Below are 23,311 nucleotides of genomic sequence, written 5' to 3'. Positions count from 1 at the left end.
ATTGCTTCTTATACCGAATGCAAATATTTATAAATCAATTTAGGGAGCGAAAAAACAGGTATTTACAAAATATTAGCAACTTGTTAAAACTATTGGTATAGCTGGAGAAAAGAAGATATACTATTTAACGTAGGTTAGATGTAATTTTACCTATAACTCCTTATTATTAAGGAAGTATTTGCGAACGGAACCTGAGTTTATCGAAAGGGAAGTGAAGCAATATTTGTCTTTAAAACAAGATTTTCGTTATTACATTAACAGATTACTTCTTTACTATCATTGACATATTTTTTTTAAAACGCTAAATAATAGCGGTTTACATTAATATGCAAATAACCTTTATTTCCTCTCCTTTGTCTTGATACAAAGGAGCAAAAATCAAGACTGGAATGATAAGAATTTTAAAATACTACTGTACCTCCAGCCACAGATGAAAAGAACTCGCTAAAGCTCAAACAGCTTTTCATCTTACAGCCAACCCTGCTACCTTGATTTTTAAAAATTCTTATCAATAGGTCGTTTTCTTGGTGAAATGTCATTACAGACGTTTCTCAAAATTTTTGTCGAGAGTCTCGTAATGACGCAATTCATTAATTTACATTTTTAAAAATGTATTTTTAAATCGAACTCACGTTATTTAAAACAAATTAAAGTTAAAATGTATAAATAAATGTGCTGTGAGCTAAAATGTCAGTTCGAGTATCCCGATGGGTATCGGGATGTATCGAGAACTAATTCAGAACTAAAAATCTTATTCTCGATAACTCTGCTGAACTTGATTCAATACAATTTTTCCCCATTTTATTTCGAAAAATCACTATCATTAACATCTTCTTTTAAATACTGAAAAAACAAACATTTATATTTATATGTAAATGACCTTTATTTCCTCTCCTTTGCCTTGATGCAACCTTTCGACTGCGCTCAAGACAGGATTCACAAAAATCAAAACTGGAATAATAAGAATTTAAAAATACTACGGCATCTCCAGCCACAGATGAAAAGAATTGTTCATTATCTTATATTTTCAAATTAATGAATTCACGAATCTTACGATTTCGCTAAGGCTCAAACAGCTTTTCATCTTATAATCAACCCTGCTACCTTAATTTTTAAAAATTCTTATCAATAGGTCCTTTTTTAGTAACATGTCATTACAGTAGTTTCACAAAATTGTTATCGAGGATATCGAAGTGACAGAATTTACTCCAAACACGAAACGGGTTAAATAATAATATATCTATTGAAACTTACATAGAGTTTAAATATGATAATATGCTTATATCACTATTAAGATTTAATTTTTTTCGAAGTCGTGTTTTAGCCACGTTTATAGTGTTTACTGTTGTATTTCTTATGGCTGCAATTTCTTTTGAAGAAAGTCCTATTTTAATGTATGAACAAAACTCTTTATCTAATCTGGTCATATTGGGATGTGCTTGAGTAAGATTTTCGAAAAAACTACTATTGACCAAATTCATATTTTGTTCAATAAGTTTCATTTTTGCATTAATCTCGTTCTGTTGATACAACTCAAAAATAACTTGATTGATATTTTTCTCTAATTCTCCTTCTTTTTTAGCTAGTTTAAGTTTATTTATAATGTTTTCATTAAGATGTGTTTGTACTTGGTTATTAGTTAAAACCATTTCTATATCTTTCTGCTTTAATAACAGTTCTTGTTCGTGTTTTTCTTTTTCTAATGCTAATAGTTCTTTTGATTTTGTCTGGATAACTTCATTTTGTTCTTTTAACTGAATATTCTGATTTAAAATAGTGATTTCATTCTTGTTTCGCATTGCATTTACAAATTGTAGTCCTAAAGCAAAAACAAGCAATACCATCAAAATAATTACAAAACTCAACATGCCAAATTCTCTTTGCGAAAATTGACTATGATATAAAATTGAAAACGTAATGAAAGCGTAAGAAAAGCTTAAAACTCTCCATATTTTATTCTTCAATAAGAATATGCTGAAAAGTCCAATAGCTAATACTACAAAAGGGATTTCAACTTTATTATCATCAATATAAGCAGGAATATAAGCTAATGTTGTTATGCTAAACAAAAGTTTTAAACAGGCCACCTGACTTTTTCCTCTAGAATTTAAGTAGATTACTCTAATAAAAGTTAATATAGCTATAGGAAGTATAAATAAAGAAATGTAATTTTCCTCTACAAACTCTTTAATAAAAATTACAGGAGATACAACAACAATACTAATCAGACTAATAAGGTTTAATAATCGAATAACACGTCTATCAAATTCAGTAGTAACATGTTCTACTCCCTTATCTACTAGTGAAATGAAATATGATGTAATTTTTTGAAACAATAGAAATTCTAATACCGATTATAAAAGGTAAAAATACGAAAAAGTAGAAAGCACTAATAGAAAAACTCAGCAATGCCCTATAATTGCTGAGTTTATAATACTACTTAACATCATAATTTATATCCCCGATTATTCATCAAGTAGCTGTATTTGTTCTCCTTTTCCTAAATTTTTACGTATCATATTGACATCTGTATTTTGAATTTGACCATTCATATCTACATCGAATATGGAATATCCTGAATTTCCTAATTGTAAAATAGTGCTATTTACTCCTGAATTTTGAATTTGACCACTACCTTCAACGTTTCCTGCTAGCAAAGCAAAAAGTGAGTTTGAAACCTCAACTAGTGCGTTTGAACCATTCAATACATTTCCTTCACTTGTAAAATCTATGTTGGCATTATCACCATCAAATATTATTGGCGAATTTGTGACTACTGTTAAATGGTTTCTATGTACTAAAGCTACATAATAACTACCTTGCCAAGCTGAGATAAATGGGCTCACAGTACTTCCTTCTGGATTCAGAAAAGCACTATTACTTTGTAATAAAAATGATTTTCTTGCTACTATTTCATTAATATCATCAGCATTTCTAAATTGGATTTCAACCCAATCCACTACAGTGGCTCCACTACTTATATCGAAAATTGATGCATCGCAAGTAGCTCCATCTGCATATGGAGAAGTTGTTGGTAGCAGTCCATTGGCACGTAAATCATCATTCATATTAAAAGTTGAATTATTAAAAGGTCCTTCTAAAAAAGCTCTTAAATTCATTGAGCATGATTCGCAATCTTCACTAAATTTAGCTGTTGCATCTATATCTCCTAAAAACTTAGTATCAAAAAAATCTTTATCAGTTACTTGAATACAAGTTAAATCAGTATTTCCATACGCCCTGAAACTTGTAATAGTTCCATTGGCTCCGTTGTGAATATTTAAATTAGTTAAAGAGTTGTTATTTACCCAAACCGCTTCCAACTTACTGTTCTTACTAAAGTCTAAACTTGTAAACTTTCCGTCATAGACATACACTATTTGTAAATTCGTATTTGTACTTAAATCAATAGTCAACAAGTTTGTGTTAGTAAGCGATAAACTCTTAAGTTTAGTATTAGCATTCAAATCAAGTGAACTTAAACTAGAATCATCTATTGATAAATGTGTTAACTCTGTATTCTTACTGATATCTATAGTTTCTAAAACAGCTCCTTTTAAAAATATGCCAGATAATTTTGTATTTAACGAAACATTTAATGATGTTAAAGGACTGTCTTCAAGATAAATTTCACGTAAATTTAAATTATTACTGAAATCTGCAGTTGAAATTTCATTTCCATCTCCAAAAAGGGATTGTACTGCTGTAAAATCTTCGATTCCTGTTAGATCTTTTATTTTGTATCCTGAATAATCTAAATCTAGATACTGAATTGTTTCAATATTTGCTGTAGGTACTTGTCCATCTCCTGAAATATCATCATAACCTTGATCTTCTAAAATTGCTTCAAAAGCAGTATCAGGAATTGCGGTATAACGACAATCATGACTAACAAAATAAGATTGATCATCCTTTTTACTTCTCCAATTTGATTCAAATGTTGTAGCATCATCTACAGTGATGCATGTTAAATTTGGATTACCTGTACTAGTAAAATTGGTTACATTACCATTGTTTCCATTCTTAATATTAAGAGAAGATAGATTATTACTATTAACCCCTATAATTCGTAATACTGGATTTTGACTTAAATCTAATTCTGTTATTGCATTACCTCCCGCATATAACTGTTGTAAAGCTGGGTTTTGAGTAACGTCTAAACTAATTAAGTTACTATTACTAATCCCTATAGCTCTCAACAGTGGACTTTTTGAAGGATCGAAATCTTCAATATCATTATTCTGTGCCCAAACTCTAGTTAAATTGGGGCAACCTGTAATATCTAAGCTTGTTAGTTTGTTATTTTCTAAAAGCAATAAATCCATTTTAGGGCAACCAGTGATATCAATACTTTCTAAACCATTATTTCTCCCAGCAACTACTGTTAATTCTCCGTTATTACTAAAATCAACATTTTTTACAGTATTATTATTAAAGATTAAAGATTCTAAAGCAGCAAAATCTTCTATACCTGTTAAATCAGTAATTGATTTACTTGAAACATCTAAAGATGTAATGTCTTTGATATCATCTTTAGGTACTCTTCCATCTCCTGAAACATCGTCATACCCCAAAGCTTCCAGAGCGGCTTCAAAATTAGAATCAGGTATTGTGGTATATTCTCTTACAGTTAGTGTTGCTACACTTGAAAGTATATCGTTACCGCAGTCATCTGCTAAATACACTCTGAATTTATAACCATTAATGCTTAAAGGAACATTGATTAATTCTAAAGTTTCGCTATTTTTTCCTGAAACAGTCAAGTTATCGAATCTTGTATTCCAAGCTGTTCCATCTTTACTTACTAACCATTGAACAGAAGTATAATTTGTACCTACAACTGTAAATTGTGTTGTTCCATTTACTTCAACTGTAACATTGGCTGGTGGTGTAGTTATTTCAGGAATTACAGGTACATGTGCTTCACCAACACCTACTGCATAAAAGGCATTAGCTACCGAAGCCACCTGTTGTGAACATGCTCCATATAAATCTGTAGCTGCTTGAATAGCTGCCACTCTTGCATCTGCATAATCTGAAGTTGATGTTAAATAATTCTGTTGCATTTGCCAAACAATATCTGCAGCTTCATATACATTAATTCCTGTAACTGAATATGAATTTCCTATATCATTAGTTCCAGAACCTCCGTTATATAATAACCAAAACCAATGGTTTAACACTCCACTATTAGTATGCACACCACAATAATCATTTCCGTTTTGACTAGGCGTACAATTGGTAGTATCGTACCAATAGGTACCTCCGTAGGTATCTGGCTGCCCATATGCATTTGGATTGGAGAACGAACGCAATGCTCCACCCGCATTTTGATCATTTATTCTAGATGGATCTGTGGTAGTTCCTAAATTGTCATTGGCATAATTTTCAAACACCATGGCCCAGATATCTGATAATCCTTCATTTAAGGCTCCTGACTCGAATTCGTAATCTAAATTAGAAGTTGCGTTATTAATCCCATGCGCAATTTCATGAGCTATGACATCTAATGTAGTTAATGGTGTAAACCTTCCTGCACCATCACCGTATAACATAAAACCAGTCGTATCATTCAATGCTGCCCAAGCTGCATTGGTCCAATTCGCATCATAATGTACCATAGATAATAATGAACTATTAGAACCATTATAACTATTCCAATTGTGTTCATTTTTCCAATAATCGTATATCTGTGCGGTACCCCAATGTACATCAATAGCATAAATATTATCGTCAGTAGCCATTTCTACGGCAGACCAATTGTTATCTGCATCGGTAAATTCATATATTGGGCCGTTCACATAGTCTGTTCCCTCTCTCATATCTACCGTAATAATTCCTTTTTTAGTCCCTAAACCTTGTGTTGATAAATTCCATGTACTTTGAGCCGCTCTAGTTTCATCATTTAGGATATAATTACTTCCATCAGATTTGGTTTCAAAATTCACACTTCCTGTGTAGGCTGCAAATCCTGATGCAGAAGCCATTAAAGAAGCTCCAAAGTTTCTTGTTTCTTTGGTATGACTGTGTGAAGTATGATTCTCTTCTTCAAAACAAGCAAATAATTGATTTTTATATTTTAAGATTTTACCCGTATTCGCATCGACATATAAAATCCCTAACTTCATTTCAGGTTTCGTAGCCCCTACAGTTACTGCATAAGCTAAATTAATTTCACCAGTTCTTCTATTCGGTAAAATAAGTAACTCTAGTTTAGGTTTCGTCAATTTAGACAAGCCATCTCCTGGCCAAAACACACCTTTCCCCATGTGTTGTTCTGCTATAGAAATTATAGCTTGTTCAGACAATCTTGGTCTGGTATTTACTTTGGAAACGTCATAATAATTTCCGTTATACGAATCTAATTGGCCATTTTTCTTATGCACTTTAACTTGTCCATATTCAACTTTCAAACCTTGATAGTATTGTTGAAATGTTTCGTGATTATTTTTACGCTTGTCAGTTCTTGCACTCTGTCTTCTAAATTCAGATCCGGCTGTTGATTTCAGTTCTGAATTCAATATACTTTGAGCGTTTAATTTCTTTTTTGCCTTAGCTATTTTAGTTAATGAAACTTTTTCTAATTTTTGCTGTTTTTGTTGTCCAAAACCATTTGTAAAAACGATCAATGACACCATAAGTAATAGTAATTTATTTTTCATAAATAAATAGTTTTTGGGGATATATTGTTAATTCTTTAATGTAAAATTCCACATGTGTCTCATCAACACGAAGGACTTAAACCATTTTTGAAATATAATTTCACATCAATAATTTTTTGCTTCGATTATCGAGAAGTCCTTGGATTGTTCTCGATAGTTCTGCTGAACTTGATTCAGTACATTTTTTACTACGTTAATACTTCATAAAAAATACTCGAACTGACATGTGCGAAAAAATTAATCGTAAATCCTATTAAATATTACAGATTTGCTTTGCTATATATTCGTTGCTAAAGTAGTATGAGGGACTAGTAAAAATCAAAAAATCATAGGGGGCAAAACAGGGGGCATAACCACAAAACACTGTTTTACAAGTATTTTCACAAACATTTATTAGATCTACCCCCTATTTTATGATTAAAATTGTTCTCCTTTACCTACGTTTTGAAGTAATTGGTTTACATCACTATTCTGGATTTGACCATCCATATTCATATCGTAAACCGTATATCCTGATTTTCCTATTTCTTGAACTGTAAGATTTACATCTGCATTTTGAATTTGACCGTCGTCATTAGTATCACCAAGTGGGATTCCAAAATATCCATTTCCTAAATCAATCATTGCATTTGTTCCTCCATTTATACTGTTTGTATCTGTAAAATCAATAGCTGTAGTAATTGTATTTAATGCATGTGTTACACTAGAACCTATAGTTAAGTGATTTCTATGTGTGATGGCTATATAATATTCTCCTTCCCAAGCTGTAATGGTTGGATTTGAGGTTCCATCTACATCCACTATATTTCCATTCTTTAATAACAAGGCTGATTTTCTAAACTGTATTTGAGTAGGATCATCTTTGCTTCTCAGTTGAATTTCCACCCAATCTACTACAGCTGTATCACCAGTAGTATCAAAAACAGTAGCTTCACAAGTAATACCGTCTATGTAAGGCGATGTAGTTGGTAACAAGTCATTTGCTCGTAACGTATCATCCATGGTATTGGTTGTGCTATCAAAAGGACCTTGTAAAAATACTTGAGTATCTACAACACACGATTCACAATTAGTACTAAACGTTGATTGACTATCTATAACCGTCCAATTATTGATTGCATAATCCACATCATCTACCTGAATACAAAACAGGTTTGGATTACCATCTGCTTCCATTCTAGAAAAGTTACTATTGTTCCCGTTATTGATTTTTAATATGGATAGATTTGCATCATCAACTCGAAGATCATTTAGTTGTATATTTTTTGAAATATCTAATGCAATTAAGTTTGTTTCTCCTAAATCTAATGTTAGTAATGAGAATAATGACGAAACATCAATCGTTTCTATAGCTGTTCCATCTGCATAGATCGTAGCTAAATTATTCAAGTTATCCCCAAAAATTACTGTAGTTAATAGTGGATTATCATCAATATCAATTCTTGTTAATGCTGTATTATTTGTAAAATCTAAACTTGTTACCTGATTTAAATCGATATCAAAATCTTTTAATGCCGTGTTTTTAGATAGATCAATACTAGTTAAATTATTAGATTCTAAATTAATGTCTTCAAGTAATGTATTTTCAGAAAAGTCTACGGAAGAAAGACTATTGTAGCTTAGATCAGCATTTTCTAATATCGTATTCTTTGTTAAATCGATAGAAGTAAGATTATTATTATCTAAATCGAAATTTTGTAGATTGATATTTGTTGTAAAATCGATAGCATCAATATTATTATTATCAATTTCTGCTGATTGTAGTAAAGTACAACCTGTAAAATCAATAGCCGTTAAACTAGTCATATCATCAGCATCTACCTTAGTTAAATAAATATTATTTGTAAAATCTAAACTGGTAAAATTATTTTTATCACAATCAATTTCTTCTAGTTTCAAGTTTCCAGAAAGATCTAAGGTTGTTAATGAATTTATAGAACAATTTAATGATGTTAACGATGCGAAATATTCAATTCCCGTTAAATCTGAAATACTTTGGCTATTTACATCTAAATCGGTTAAGAAAAAGATATTCTCGAACGGGACTTGATTGTCACCACTATTATCATCATAGACTGCTAAAGCCGTTTCAAATGCAGCATCTGGAATAGCAATATAAGCAGTACATTCCGTTTCATTAAAATTGGTTTGATTATCAATATCAGTGAAATTTGTAGTCGCATAACTTACACTATCTACTAGAATACAAGTTAGATTTGCATTACCGGTGGCATCAAAAGAACTTAAAATGGTATTTGCTCCATTTTTAATATTTAACACTAATAAATCATTCGTGTTTACATCCAAGCTGGTAAGATTTATCAAGCTAGACACATCTAAAAGTTGTAATGTATTAGTACTTAAATTGATGCTTTCTAAGTTCGTATTCCCTGAAAAATCAGCAGTTTTTAATTGATTTCCACTTGCATTCAATGTAGTTAAATCAGTAAACCCTTCAATACCTGTTAAATCAACTATGTTTTTGTTTGAAACATCTAAGTTAACAAGGTTTTCAATACTACTATTTGGAATAAAGTTATCATTTGCTATATCGTCTAGAATTGAAAGTGCTGCTTCAAAATTATCATCAGGAATGTAGGTGTACGAATCACAACCAATACTATATTCAACAGCTGATGTAAAATTATTGGTTGCATAATTTACATCATCAACTGATACACAAGATAAATCAGTATTTTGTCCAATACTTAAATTAGTGATTTGTGTTACATCAATATTTCTAAGATCTAAACTTCTTAAATTATTGCTATAAAGTTGTATTGTTGTAAGCTTTGTATTATTGCTTAAATCTAAAGTTTCCAGTTGATTAACACCTGCACTTAAAAAGGTAAGGTTAACAGCATCTGTGAAATCTAATGCAGTTATATCACCAGTATTTACTTGAAATAATTCTAAAGCTGTATTTCCATCTAAAACTAAAGTAGTTAGATTACTATTTCCACTTCCATCAAGAGTTTTCAGATTTGTAAGTCCAGAAAAATCAAGGCTTTCAAAGTTACTACTACCAAAACTAAAAAACTCTAATGCTGTATTACCTGACAAATCGATGGTAGACAAAGTTGTGTTTTTTACTAATAAACTTTCTAGATTAACTAGCGTAGTTACATCTAAATTAGTTAATGGATTTTCATCTAATTCTAAATATGTTAATGCAGTATTATTTGATACATCAATACTACTCAAATTACAGTTTTCAGCTAATAAACTTGTTAAATTATAATTATTAGAAAGGTCTATTCCTCCACTTAAATTTAGATTGCCAACAGAAAGGTATTCAAGGTTTTCATTTTTAGATAAGTCAACACTTGTTAACGTATTATTTCCAATAAATAGTGTTTTTAATGCTATGCTTTTTGAAAAATCTACAGTAGTAATTTGGTTACTATTAGCTCTTAGTTCTTCTAATGCTGCAAAAGCTTCGATACCAGTAAGGTTTGCAATATTCTTACTTCTAATGTCAAGACTTGTAATAGTTTGTACTCTATCTCTAGGTACTTGTCCATCTCCAGAAAGATCATCATAACCCAAAGCTTCTAAAGCGGCTTCAAAATTAGCATCTGGAATACTTACATACGTACAATCCGTCTCATTAAACGTTGTAAACTCATCAATACTAGTCCAATTTGTCTCACTATAGGCAACATCGTCTACCAACACACAGGTTAAACTACTGTTATCAGAAATACTAAATGTACCTATACTGGTATTATTACCGTTTTTAATATTTAAATAGCTTAATTCATTTTCACTTAAATAGACTCTATATAGATTTGTGTTGTTAGATAAATCTAATGAGGAAATATTATTCTCTCTCAAGTCTAATCTTGTAAGCGAAGATAAATTTGAAACGTCTATGGAACTGATTATACATTTGTCCATGATAATTTCATCAATAGCAGTCAAGTTTCCGAAGGTTACAGTTGTTAATAGTTCATTTTCCTCTGCATTGATATCAACTAAGTTATTGTTATCGGGAAAATGTAAATTTGTAAATAGATTTTCTCCTAAGTCTACTTCAATTAAAGCTGTGTTTGTAGTAAGGTCAATAGTAGTTAAGTTATTTTCTTCTAAGTCTAATTCTTCTAATAAGACATTGTTTATTAAATTAATTGAAGTAATATCATTGAATGATAAATTGAGTTCCCTTAATTTAGCATTTGTAGTTAAGTCAATACTTGTAAGATTAGAAAAAGAGATTTCTAATTCATCCAGTTCCGTATTAGTACTTAAATCAATACCTGAAGAAAAGTCATTACCCGAAGCAGATAAATAACTAATTAATCTGTTATTTGATAAGTTTAATCCAGTTAAATTATTTCTATAAACTCCCACTCTTTCAAGTAATGTATTTCCGCTTAAATCAATACTTGCCAATTTATTATCTCCAATATTAAGTACAGTTAAATTAGAACAAGTGACAAGATTAACACTGGTAAGATCATTAAAGTCACAGTTTAGCTCTTCTAATGCTGTATTTGTACTTAAGTCTAATGTTGTTAATTTATTTCTACCTATTAGTAACTGTTTAAGTTTTATGTTTGCTGATAAATCTATATTCGTTAATGAATTAAAGTTACAGTTCAGTTCTTCTAGCGAGACAAAACTTTCAATACCTGTTAAATCTGAAATGTTTTCATTTGATATATTTAATGAGGTAATTTCATAGATACTATTTGTTAGTACTCGACCATCATTTTGAAAATTATCATAGCCTAGCTCCCAAAGTTTATTCTCAAAATTAGTATCTGGTATACTTGTATACTCAGGAAGTACAGTAAGTGTAACATATTCCGAAGAGTCTGACTCGCTACAATCATCAAGGATAGATGCAGCATATTGATATCCATCATATTCAGCAGGAATATTTTCTAACGTCAATGTTGTAGTTTTAGCTCCAGAATAAATATCATTATTAGAAATTATAGATGCTGTACCAACTCCAGTACTTCTATACCAGTACACTTCTTTATAATTGGCAGCTTCTATTGAAAATTGAACCGTTCCGTTTTCTAATACTGTTACAGATACTGGTTTTTTTGTAATTATTGGGTCCTCATTGCATTCTTGTGAAAAAATCAAAAATGGGATGCTTAAAAAAAAGAGTATAAGTAGTTGTTTTTTCATGATGTTTTGTCTTAAAATTGTTCTCCTATACCTATGTTTTGTAGAATGGTATTTACATCAGAGTTTTGTACCTGCCCGTTCATGTCTACATCAAAAATACTATATCCTGAAATCCCAATTTGTAAGACCGTATTTGATATATCTGCATTTTGAACTTGACCGTTTTCATCTACATCACCCATAGGCATAGCAAAATATCCATTACCCATGTCTACCAAAGCACTAGTGCCATTAAAAACATTTGCTACAGTTTTCATATCTAATTCTAGTGTACTTTCACTGCTTAATGTATGAGTAGTATTAGAGACTATAGTCAAATGGTTTCGATGAGCAATAGCAATATAATAGAGTCCTGACCAAGCAGAAAATTCTACATTTTCTGTATTTACTCCTACAATCAACCCTCCTTGTTGAAGTTTTGCAGATTGTCTATATAAAATCTCATTAATATTATTTGGATTTCTTAGTTGTATCTCAACCCAGTCTACTATTGAAGTATCGTCTGAACCACTAAATGAACTCCCTTCAAAAACGGCTCCATCACCATATGGAGAAGTTGTGGGTAGATAACCTTCATCATTTAAATCGTCTCGCATTAATGTAGGGGCAGTACCAGAATTATCAAGTTCAAACGCACCTTCTAGAACTACAGAAGGGCTCACTAATAATGTCTGGCAATCTAAACTAAAAACTGTTTGACTATCCTTATTCGTCCAATTAGTATTTGAATAGCTCGGATTATCAACCTCTACACAGTATAGGTTTGTATTATCCTTTATATTTATAAATCCGATATTTCCATTGTTCCCATTTTGAAGATTTAATGAACTTAAATCTGTTTCAAAAAGGGTAATACTTTCCAAACCTATATTGGTTGATAAATCTAAAGTTACTACAGAACTTCTATATAACTCTAATTCTCTTAATACTGCGGCGTCGGTAAGATCAATAGATTTTAGATTTGGCGTTTCAAAGGCAATTAATCTAGTTAATTCATTGCTAGTACTTACATCTAAGGTATCAATTAAGGTTCTGTATACATATAATTCTTCTAGAGCTTCTGCATTAGTAAGATCTATACTTGAAATATCACTCTCATATATATTAATTGTAGTTAATGATGAGGTATTGGAAGCATCTAATGATGAAGTTATTGCCGCTGAAGCCTCTAATGACAATAGATTGTCCATACCGCTTATATCTAAATCTACGATATTATTACCTTCAATGTCTAGTACTTGTAATGCTTTAAAATCTTTGATACCAGTAAGGTCTGTAATACTAGCGTCAGATACGTTTAATGTAGTCATTACTTCGATTAAAGCAGTAGGAACTTGCCCATCTCCTGACTCATCATCGTCTATTAATGTTTCCAAAGCTGCTTCAAAATTAATATCAGGAATCTGTGTATAACGACAATAGGTATCACTAAAATTTGTGCTGCTATTTTTACTCCAACCGCTTAAATAAGTTACATTGGCATCATCAACTAAAATACAAGTCAGATTCGGATTATTTCTAACGTCAAAACTATTAATTTTAGCGTTATTTCCGTTTTTAATATTTAATGAATATAAGTCGGCATTGTAAGCTCTAAATTCTGTTAGGTTAACACATTTAGAAAGATCCAAAGCGGAAAGGTTAGTCCAAGCTACATCTAAATCATCTAGTAAAGTATTATTGGTAACATCTAGTGTTGACAGGTTAGAAGTAGATAGATCAGCATACTCTAGTAATACTGCATCGCTAATATCTACTTCAGAAATATTCGTTTGATTTAAGTCTAGGTATGTTAATTTAGATAACCCTGTTAAGTTTATTGTTTCTAAAGAAGTAGCTTCATTTAAATCAACACTTTCTAACAGTGTGTTGTTTGAAAGATCTATAGTTGAAAAACTATTTTCTCTTAAAGACAAACTGGTTAATGCAACAAAATCTTCAATTCCTGTTGTATTTTGAATGCCTTTTTCATTAAGAGAAAGTGAGGTTAAATTTTCAATATTAATGGTTGGTACTTGTCCATCATTGGCAATATTGTCATAAGCGGATAATGCATTCTCAAAATTAGTATCAGGAATTTGCGTATATCTACAAAAGTCTTCTGTATAAATATCTGTGGATTGTACATTTGTCCAATTACTTTGAGCATAACTTAGATCATTAACAGCGACACATAAATTCTGATCACCATATAGGGTGGCGAATGTAATATTTGAGTTATTTCCATTTTGTACGTTGATATATTTGGTAGCAGAAGAAACTACAACTAATTGTTTCAATAAGGTATTCTTTCGGAAATCAAAAGATTCAATGCTATGTCCAGTCACTTGAATATCTGTTAAAACGACATTTTTAGAAACATCTAAACTGGTTAAATCAGAGGTTACTAATACTAACTCTCTTAAGGCTATTAATTCACTCAAATCAATTTCACTGAGAGGATTCCTACTCAAGGTTAATGTTTCTAAGACTTCTAAATTTTCTCCATTAAAACTTGTGATATTATTATCTGATGCATTTACCGTATTTACATTCGGATTGAATTGAAGATCTAAGCTAGTTAAATTGTTATCGTTACAATACAATTCTTCTAAATCTCCTAGATTATTTAAGGTTAAACTAGAGATATCATTCTCAGAACAGTCAATAACTTCAAGAAAATCGGAAGAACTAAAATCAATACTAGAAATATTGTTTCCTGAACAGTATAAAAAACTAATATCTGTTGCTGAAGTGATATCTATACTATTCAATTCGTTATTTTGGCAGTATAGTTCTTCCAAACTATTGATACCTCCAATATTCAGACTTGTTAATGCGTTATCATTACAACGTAAAATGGCTAAAGTTGATAAATCACTAACATTTAAACTTGTTAAATTGTTTCCCGAACAATTCAATTCTTCCAGAAAAATAAAATCTTCAATACCCGATAAGTTATTAATTCCTAAGTTAGAAACATCTAGTTTAGCTATATTTTCAATTTCTTCAGTTGGAATCTGATTATCTCCAGGATTATCATCATATTTAGCTAAAGCTGCTTCAAAATTATCATCTGGGATTTGTGTGTATTGTGCATTTATAGTAAATGCTATTACATTAAATACTACAAATAGTATATACTTTTTCATTTTGATCGTGATTTAGTTTCTGCTTATTGCTTAAAATTGCTCTCCTTTACCAATATTTTGTAAAATGGTATTCACATCGGCATTTTGAACTTGACCATTCATGTCCACATCAAAAATGTTGTACCCCGAAACCCCAATTTGCAAAACTGTATTTGATATGTCTGCATTTTGAACTTGACCATTTTCATCAATATCGCCTAGTGGTATTCCATTGTAACCATCTCCTAAATCTATTAATGCTGAAGTTCCCCCTGAAATATTTGATGCATTTGTAAAATCTATAGTATCAATAGTACTCGTGAAGGAATAGATTGTATTGGATACAATGGTTAAATGATTTCTATGCGCAATACCTACGTAAAAATCACCTTGTAGTTGACTGAATGGTACGGGGGAAGTACCATCAGTATCTACCACAGTACCATTTCTCAGTAATAAGGCAGATTTTGTATCTACGATTTCTGTAATGTCAGTTGCATTCCTTAATTGTACCTCAACCCAATCTACTACTGCATTTTCTCCAGTAGTATCAAAAACCGTAGTTTCACAAGTTTCATTTGAGTTATACGGAGAAGTAGTTGGAATTAATACCGTGGTATTATCTCGTAAATTATCATGCATGATGATATTATTGACACCTAACTCAAAAGCACCTTCTAAAATAACTTCTAAAGCAACAGCAAAATTATATCCACAATCTTCATTAAATGAAGTTTGATTATCTATGTAATAAACATCATTAATTTTTGAAGTTGCATCTACAGCATCATCTACTTGCACACAAGTTAAGTTTGAATTTCCAGTGGTATCTATGTAAGTGAAATTACTATTGTTTCCGTTTTTAAGATTAACAGCAGTTAAATTACAATTATAAGCACCTAAGTCTATTAGACTAGTATTACTACTCAAGTCTAAATAGCCTTCAATTGGATTATCATAGATATAGAGTTCTTTCAATAATGGATTGTTGGTTACATCTATACTCGTTAAATTATTTTCCTCTATGTAGACTTGTTCCAATAAATGATTATTTGAAAGATCTATAGCAGTTAAAGAACAAGATGAAAGAAATACATTGATTAAAGCAGTATTTTGAGAAAGATCAATAGTTGATAGATTACCATTTTCATCTAAAAATATTTCTTGTAATAGTGGATTTTGAGTAAGATCTATTTCAGATATGTTATTTCTCCAAAGGTCTAAAGTTTCTAATAAAGGGTTTTGGGTAACATTTACAGTTGTTAAATTACTATTATTAGATATGCTTATACTGGTAAGCTCAGGGTTCCCTGAAAAGTCTATACTCGTTAAATTACTAGCAATTGAGTAACGGAAACTTGTAATGCTTACGAAATCTTCTAACCCTGTAAAATCTGAGATTACACTACTCCTAAAATTTAATCCTGTTAAGCCGCTTGCACGAGCTGAAGGCACTTGTCCATCCTCTGCAATATCATCTATAAAGGCTAATGCAGCTTCAAAAGCTGGATCTGGTATTTGTGTATATCCGCAATCTGTTACCGTAAACGTGACATTGCTATCAATATTAGTAAAGTTGGTATTTGCATAAATTACATTATCAACCAACGTACATACTGATACCGAATTATTGGTAAGATTAAAGTCTGTAAGTAGGGTATTATTCCCATTTCTTAAATTAAGGTCCGTTAATGCATTGTCTTGACAATATAATGTCTCCAAATTTATATTCGTTGAAACATCTAAACTTGTAATCCCAGTATTTTGGCATTGCAAATCGGTTAATGCTGTAGCTCCTGAAACGTTTAAAGAGGTTAGTCCTCCTACGTTGTAACAATGTAACGTAGTTAATGCTGTATTTGTAGAAACATCTAACGCCGTAATTTGCGTTTGATATACATACAATTCTTCAAGTGCAGTAGCTCCGTTTGTATTGATAGAAGTTAAAGGAGCACTGTTCGCATTTACAATTTCTAAGGCCGTGTTTGTGCTTAAATCTAAACTTGAAATTTTAGATGTATACAACTGTAATTCTTTTAAACTTACCGCACCTGTGGTATTTAAATTCGCTAAAGAACTACCATAACTTGTAATTTTTTCTAAAGCTGTATTTGTACTTACATCCACACTGGTGAGATTTGTAATGTTAAATATACTTAGCTCTTTTAAGCTAGTAGCTCCTGTTAAAGTTAATGTACTTAAGTCATTTGCACTATTACAATGTAAGATTTCCAATGCAGTCATGTTACTGACATTTACGGTTTCAATATTTGTAGATTCTGCATAAATCTCTTTAATCACGGTATTTCCACTTAAATCTAATGTCTGAATTTGATTAGAAGAAACAGTCAAAATTTCTAAAGAAGTGAAATCTTTAATCCCAGTGATATCTGATATAGTAGAACCACTTAAATCTAAATTAGTTACTGATTGAATAAATGCAGTAGGAGCTTGACCATCTCCATTAATATTATCATATCCTAAATCGAATAATCGTGTTTCAAAAGCAGTATCTGGAATGGAAGTATAAGTTAAAGAACAAGCCGAAGTTGTATATACACTAGCATCATCAATATCTGTCCAATTTGTAGTTGCATAACTTGCATCATCTACAGAAACACAAGTTAAGTTGGTATTACCAGAAAGATCCATATCTACTACAGCCGTATTTCCTGTGCTTTTTAAGTTTATAATAACAAAAGCACCATCTATTAATGACACTTCTTCCAATAATGGGTTACTACCCAAATCTATAGACAAAAGCCCTAAATTTTCCGCAGTTAACACAGTTAAAACCGTATTTTTAGACACATCAATAGTTCGTATGAAAGTACTTGATATGTTAATATCATTCAACAAAATATTTTTTGAAAGGTCTAAACTTGTAAATGGATTGTTATCACATATTAAAGTTTCAAGTAAGGTATTTGAACTAACATCTAACGCAGCTATTTGGTTGTTTTGACAACGTAAATGTTTTAATTGAGAATTATTACTTACATCTAAACTGGTTAAACTATTACTGTAAATGTTTAATTCTTCTAAAGCAGTGAAAGCTTCAATACCCGTTGCATCTGAAATGTTATTATTAAAAACACTTAACGATGTAACTCCACTAATCAAATAACTTGGTACTTGCCCATCTCCAGAAAAATCATCGTAACCTAAAGCTTCTAAAGCTGCTTCAAAATTAATATCTGGTATTGCTGTATAATCACAATTAACCGTATTAAATACCACTCCAGTATCTATATTGGTAAAATTTGTTTGTGCATAGGCTACATTATCAACTAGTATACAACTTAAACTAGAATTTCCTGTGGCACCAAAATCTCTAATACTTGTATTATTTCCATTTTTAATGTTTAAAGAAGTTAGGCTATTATTGCTAACATCTAATCTTTCCAATTTTGTACTTAACGAAAGATCTATTTCAGTAATAGCATTTCCATCTACAAACACTCTTCGTAAAAGTGTATTCTGAGATAAATCAAGACTTGTTAGTAAGTTACCAAAAAAATCTATTATTCTTAATTTGGGATTTTTTGATAAATCAATAGTGTCTATTTGATTTTCAGCTAACTCCAATTCTTCTAGATTAACTAGAGCACTCACATCTATTGCTGTAAGTGAATTACTATTAGCAATTAATTGCGTTAACGAGGTAAAATATTCAATTCCTGATAAACTACTGATGCTACTATTAGAAACATCTAAAGTCAATAAGCTTTCAATGTCAGCAATAGGTACTTGACCATCAGAGGCAACATCGTCGTAAGCACTTAAAGCAGCTTCAAAATTGGCATCTGGAATTGGAATGTAATCACAACTTGTATTTATGAATCTTACTCCACTATCAATGTTTGTGAAGTTTGATTCTGCATAAGAAATATCATCTACAATAATACATGTTAAATTCGCATTTCCCGTGGCGCTAAAACCTCTAAAATTTGTGTTATTTCCGTTTTTAATGGTTAACGACGATAAATCATTATTGCTAACATCTAATCGTTCTAAAACTGTATTTAGTGAAATATCTACACTTGTGAGTAAATTGCTATCCAAATAAGCATTCTCTAATACATCGTTTTCCGAAAGATCTATACTGGATAATTGATTACCAAAAAAATCTATTTCAGTTAATTTAGTATTCGCTGTTAAATCAATAGCTGTTAATTGATTTTCAAAAAGTGTAAGAACTTCTAAATCGACAAGATTACTTACATCAATACTTGTTAATGAATTTCCATTAGCTGTTAATTGGGTAAGCGAAACAAAATCTTCGATACCTGACAAACTACTAATATTTTTATTCGCCACATTCAGTGTTGTTAAACCCTGAATACTAGAAGTTAGTATTTTACCATCACCAGGTGTATTATCTAAAGAAGATAATGCGGCTTCAAAATTGGCGTCTGGAATTAGAGTGTATTGTGCGCTTGCACTAAATACAATACAATTAAGTACTATGAATAGTAAACATTTTTTCATGAGGGTGATTCAATAAGTTTTAATATCCTTTACGTTAAAAGCTTACACAGCTTTCTATTTAAAATCTTTGAGTCGCTGCTTCAAATTTTTTAAATCATTCAAATGCTTTCTCAAGAATTCTTCTTGATTTTTCATATACGTTGATGAATCCCATTTTACAAAGTGTAAAATGGTACTCTTCATTCTGAATATGCTTTTAAAAAATTCCTGTTTTAACATCGTTAGTGTTCTGGGTTCAAATTCGATGCTAAAGTATAGTGGAAGGGGTTTCAGATCCAAAAAAAGACAGGGGGCAAAATAGGGTGCACAGATTTAAACCATTGACTTACAAAGATATAATGTAATCATCTAAATTCTCTTCTGAAGATAAATTTAGCTTTCTTTTTAAACGAAAACGAGAGGACTTTACAGCTTCTAATGAAGTGTTTCGTATACTTGCCACTTCTTTTCTACGTAACCCAATTCGTATTAATGAACAAATTTCAATATCTGTTTTGGTTAAATCTGGATGTAACTTTCTTAATTTTTTGATAAACTCAAAGTTTGCTCGTTCTATGTTTTGTTTGATCAACATTAACTTCTCATTATCTGCCTTACTTACTTTTAAATCTACAATGATGCTTTTTAGGGTAATCCCTTCTTTTTCATTAGATAGCTTTTGCAAATTTTCAGCAATTCGTTCCTTAGACTTAATATGTTGCATCGTCTCAGTTAGCAACTCATTGATTTCTTCGGTTTTTGTAGCAATCTTATTATTGAGTAATATATTTTGATAGGCTTGCTCTTTTAGCTTTTGTTTGTTTTTGATGTAAATGATTAGACTAATTCCTGCGAAAAGTAAAAAGAGTATTCCTGTAATCGCATTCCTTCTATTTGCAGCCAGTTTTTTCTCCGTTTCTAATTGTTTAATTTCAGCCTCTTTTTCTGAAATCTCTCTCAAGCGTCTTTCGGTTTCAAATTCTGCTTGGTAATATAAAAACGTGTTGTTTTTCTGTATTTCATAAATAGAATCTTTAACCTTAGCATTAATTTCATAAAGTTTAGCTACTTCTTTATAATCACCTTTTTTGCTTAATATATCTGCCAATTTTTTTCGTGCTGTGGTCTGTGCACTTAATCTATTGGTAGTTTTTATATTAGATAACGATTCCAATATCGGTAGTAAAGCTTTATCATTTCCAGTGAGTTCGTAATAAGCGGCTTTTGCCATTAAAACATCTGTTTTCAAGTATTGAGATACGTTTTTTTGTGTTCGCTCTTTTAGTTGCTCCATGTATTTTTTTGCTTCAGAAACATTTTTCTTTTTACATGCTAATAACAATTGATAGTTCAAAATAAATAATTCTTGATATGGCTTATAATAAGGATCACTAACACTATCTTTTACTGAAATCATTTCTTTTATATTCAATTGCATCTTATCCAAATCTTCTAACTTGTAATATGCATTTACATTTTGCCCTAAAAGTTGTGCTAACAAAGCAAAGTTTCGATTCTTTTTTGCCTTTTTAACCAGACGCTCTCGTTCTTGTATACTTTTTGCAACAAATCCATTATTACTGTATAATGAGGTTAATTCTGAACCTACCAATAAAGCATAATACTTATCTCCTAACAGTTCATACAATTGTTCAGCTTCCTTAAAATTCTGTATAGCTTCTAAAAATGCATTTTTATCGGTAAGCGCTTGTCCACCAAAAAATAAGGCATCTGCAGCAAAAATAGAATCCCCACTTTTTAAAAATAGTGACGCAGAATTCTCATAATCTTCAGCTGCGGCATCGAGTTGTTCTTTGTTGTAGTTAATAGCTGCGCGTTTCAATAGTAAATGACCTAAAGAGCTTTCTTTGGTATATTTCTCTTTAAAACCTAAAAGAGAATCACATAATTGTTCTGCCTTTTCATTTTGACCTACATTGATATAATACTGGATTAAAAAACGAGATTTTGAAGCCATTAAATCATACTCCTCTGAAACTTGTGCTAAGTTTAGATACTCTTTAAGGTAATTTTCTTGCTCTTTTTTATTCGCTCTAATCAGTTCTTTGGTTAAATAATCAAGTACATCCAACCTAGCTTTTTGATTTGTAGTCTTTTCTAATACTGATTGTAAAGAATCTATTTTATGTTGTGCTACGCTATAATTACCTAGTAAAACAAAAACGACTAAAGGTATAATATGTTTAAACATCTGTTGCTTTTTTAGAGTGAATTGATATATTGATCTAAATCTTGATTAGAAGTCAGGTTTAGCTTTCTTTTTAACCGAAAACGAGAGGATTTTACGGCTTCTAATGAAGTGTTTCGTATACTCGCCACCTCTTTTCTACTTAAACCTATTCGAATTAATGAACAAATTTCTATATCTGTTTTCGTAAGATCAGGATGTAGTTTTTTTATTTTTTTGATAAACTCAAAATTTGCCTGTTCTATATTCTGCTTAATCAGCATCAATTTGGCATTATCTGCTTTATTTGCTTTTAAATCTGCGATAATGTTTTTAAGTGTTATCCCTTCTTTTTCATTAGATAACTTTTGTAAATTATCTGCTATGCGTTCTTTAGACTTAATGTGCTGCATTGTTTCTGTTAACAACTCATTAATCTCTTCTGTTTTTGTGGCTATTTTATTATTAAGCAGGATATTTTGATAGGCATGTTCTTTAACTTTTATTGCCTTTTTGAAGTAAAAGAAAATCATGATTCCAGAAATAATGAGTAATAACGTTACTACAGACCAAAACTTAGTATTAGCCTGCTTCGCCTGACGCTCTTCTATTACCATCCTATCAGCAACTATGGTAACACTGTCTATGGATTTTTGAACTTCATACTTTAGTTTAGCATCTAAGTCTGCCAGCTCTTTATATTTTTCCGCATTCCGAAGAGAATCTCTCAATATTGCATGATCCTTATGAACTCGAAACCCTTCTTCAAATCTTTTGTTTTTTTCTAGAATGTCTAAAAAATATGGATACTCTCGCATTAGACGATCCTTCTGTCCTGTACTTTTTAGATAATTTATAAACTGCCTTTTTAAAATATACGCCTTGTTGTGGTTCCCTAACAAACTATAACTTGTTGCTATTTCAGAGAGAGCATTCATTTCCGCAGCTTTAAACCCTAATTGTATGTAATTCTTATAAGCTTTTTCTCTTAGTTTTAAAGCTTCCCTATGCCTTCCGTTATCACTTAAAACTTCAGCATACTGCATACGATTTATCGCCCCAATATTTTTATCACCTAAAGAATCAACAAACTTAATAGCTTTTTTAAAGTAATATTCAGCTTTTGGAAAACTATCCATATTTGCATAATGACTTCCATATAAATTTAATATTGTTGCTTTAAAAGAGTGTACTGACTTCCCCTTGAGAATGTTACGCTGTGTCATTGCATAAGCCGAGTCATAACATATTTTAGATTTCTCATACTCGCCTTGCCTAACCCATATGATACCCATTAGATAATAAGAATAGGCATTATCGTCTGGATCTCCGTAGTCTTTTTTAAATTTTATAGATTTTGATAGTAATTTAAATGCCTTATCAAATTCTCCTTCATAAATACTAGCAATACTTAGTCTGTTCAACACATCTGCTTTCCTATTTTTGAAATATATTTTATCTGGATACTTTTTTATTAGTGTATCTAAAGTTGGTATTGCATTAGTAAAATAGTCTTTTGCTTTAGTATAATCCTTTTCAAAAATATGTTTAGCCTTTACAAATTCTTTTTCAAACTCTGTACTATCTTTTTCAAAAATATTTTTTTGAGCGTTTATTTTTTGAGTAATTACCAGAAAAAACACAATGCGAAAAAGTAATCTAATTCGAGAATTCATGAGTGAGGGTTAAAAAGTGAAAACTTAAATAGAGTACCAAAGAATAAAAAATCCTTTTAA

At 30.8% G+C, this 23,311-nt stretch carries 7 protein-coding genes; all 7 read right to left on the bottom strand.

The genetic code is table 11. From position 1 onward, the window contains the following. Positions 1-1,250 precede the first annotated feature (1,250 nt). Positions 1,251-2,336: a helix-turn-helix transcriptional regulator gene (locus tag BVC87_RS06480; RefSeq protein WP_075341542.1), complete on the bottom strand. Its 1,086-nt coding sequence runs from the start codon at positions 2,334-2,336 to the stop codon at positions 1,251-1,253. Positions 2,337-2,465: 129 nt separating this feature from the next. After that, the gene (locus BVC87_RS06475) at positions 2,466-6,662 is read right to left on the bottom strand and encodes a M4 family metallopeptidase (RefSeq protein ID WP_075341541.1); all 4,197 of its coding nucleotides are present in this window, start codon (positions 6,660-6,662) and stop codon (positions 2,466-2,468) included. Between the two features lie 417 nt (positions 6,663-7,079). Beyond that, positions 7,080-11,807 (bottom strand): hypothetical protein, encoded by a 4,728-nt coding sequence (locus BVC87_RS06470; RefSeq protein WP_075341540.1) that lies wholly within the window; start codon positions 11,805-11,807, stop codon positions 7,080-7,082. A gap of 11 nt (positions 11,808-11,818) precedes the next feature. Further along, positions 11,819-14,938 (bottom strand): leucine-rich repeat domain-containing protein, encoded by a 3,120-nt coding sequence (locus tag BVC87_RS06465; protein ID WP_075341539.1) that lies wholly within the window; start codon positions 14,936-14,938, stop codon positions 11,819-11,821. 30 nt (positions 14,939-14,968) lie between these two features. After that, the gene (locus BVC87_RS06460) at positions 14,969-19,408 is read right to left on the bottom strand and encodes a hypothetical protein (RefSeq protein ID WP_075341538.1); all 4,440 of its coding nucleotides are present in this window, start codon (positions 19,406-19,408) and stop codon (positions 14,969-14,971) included. A gap of 325 nt (positions 19,409-19,733) precedes the next feature. Then, entirely contained in the window at positions 19,734-21,599 is a 1,866-nt protein-coding gene (locus BVC87_RS06455; RefSeq protein ID WP_075341537.1) for a helix-turn-helix domain-containing protein, read from the bottom strand. Between the two features lie 11 nt (positions 21,600-21,610). Next, positions 21,611-23,251 (bottom strand): tetratricopeptide repeat protein, encoded by a 1,641-nt coding sequence (locus BVC87_RS06450; RefSeq protein ID WP_075341536.1) that lies wholly within the window; start codon positions 23,249-23,251, stop codon positions 21,611-21,613. Positions 23,252-23,311: the final 60 nt, after the last annotated feature.

It is taken from the genome of Tenacibaculum agarivorans (assembly GCF_001936575.1).
Lineage (GTDB): Bacteria > Bacteroidota > Bacteroidia > Flavobacteriales > Flavobacteriaceae > Polaribacter > Polaribacter agarivorans.
Note: the sequence above shows the minus strand (reverse complement) of the source record. Positions and strands in the feature narration are given on the sequence as shown.

Coding starts and splice junctions, on each gene's coding strand:
- BVC87_RS06460 (WP_075341538.1), bottom strand. CDS start 19,408: ATGAAAAAATGTTTACTATTCATAGTACTTAATTGTATTGTATTTAGT.
- BVC87_RS06470 (WP_075341540.1), bottom strand. CDS start 11,807: ATGAAAAAACAACTACTTATACTCTTTTTTTTAAGCATCCCATTTTTG.
- BVC87_RS06465 (WP_075341539.1), bottom strand. CDS start 14,938: ATGAAAAAGTATATACTATTTGTAGTATTTAATGTAATAGCATTTACT.
- BVC87_RS06450 (WP_075341536.1), bottom strand. CDS start 23,251: ATGAATTCTCGAATTAGATTACTTTTTCGCATTGTGTTTTTTCTGGTA.
- BVC87_RS06455 (WP_075341537.1), bottom strand. CDS start 21,599: ATGTTTAAACATATTATACCTTTAGTCGTTTTTGTTTTACTAGGTAAT.
- BVC87_RS06475 (WP_075341541.1), bottom strand. CDS start 6,662: ATGAAAAATAAATTACTATTACTTATGGTGTCATTGATCGTTTTTACA.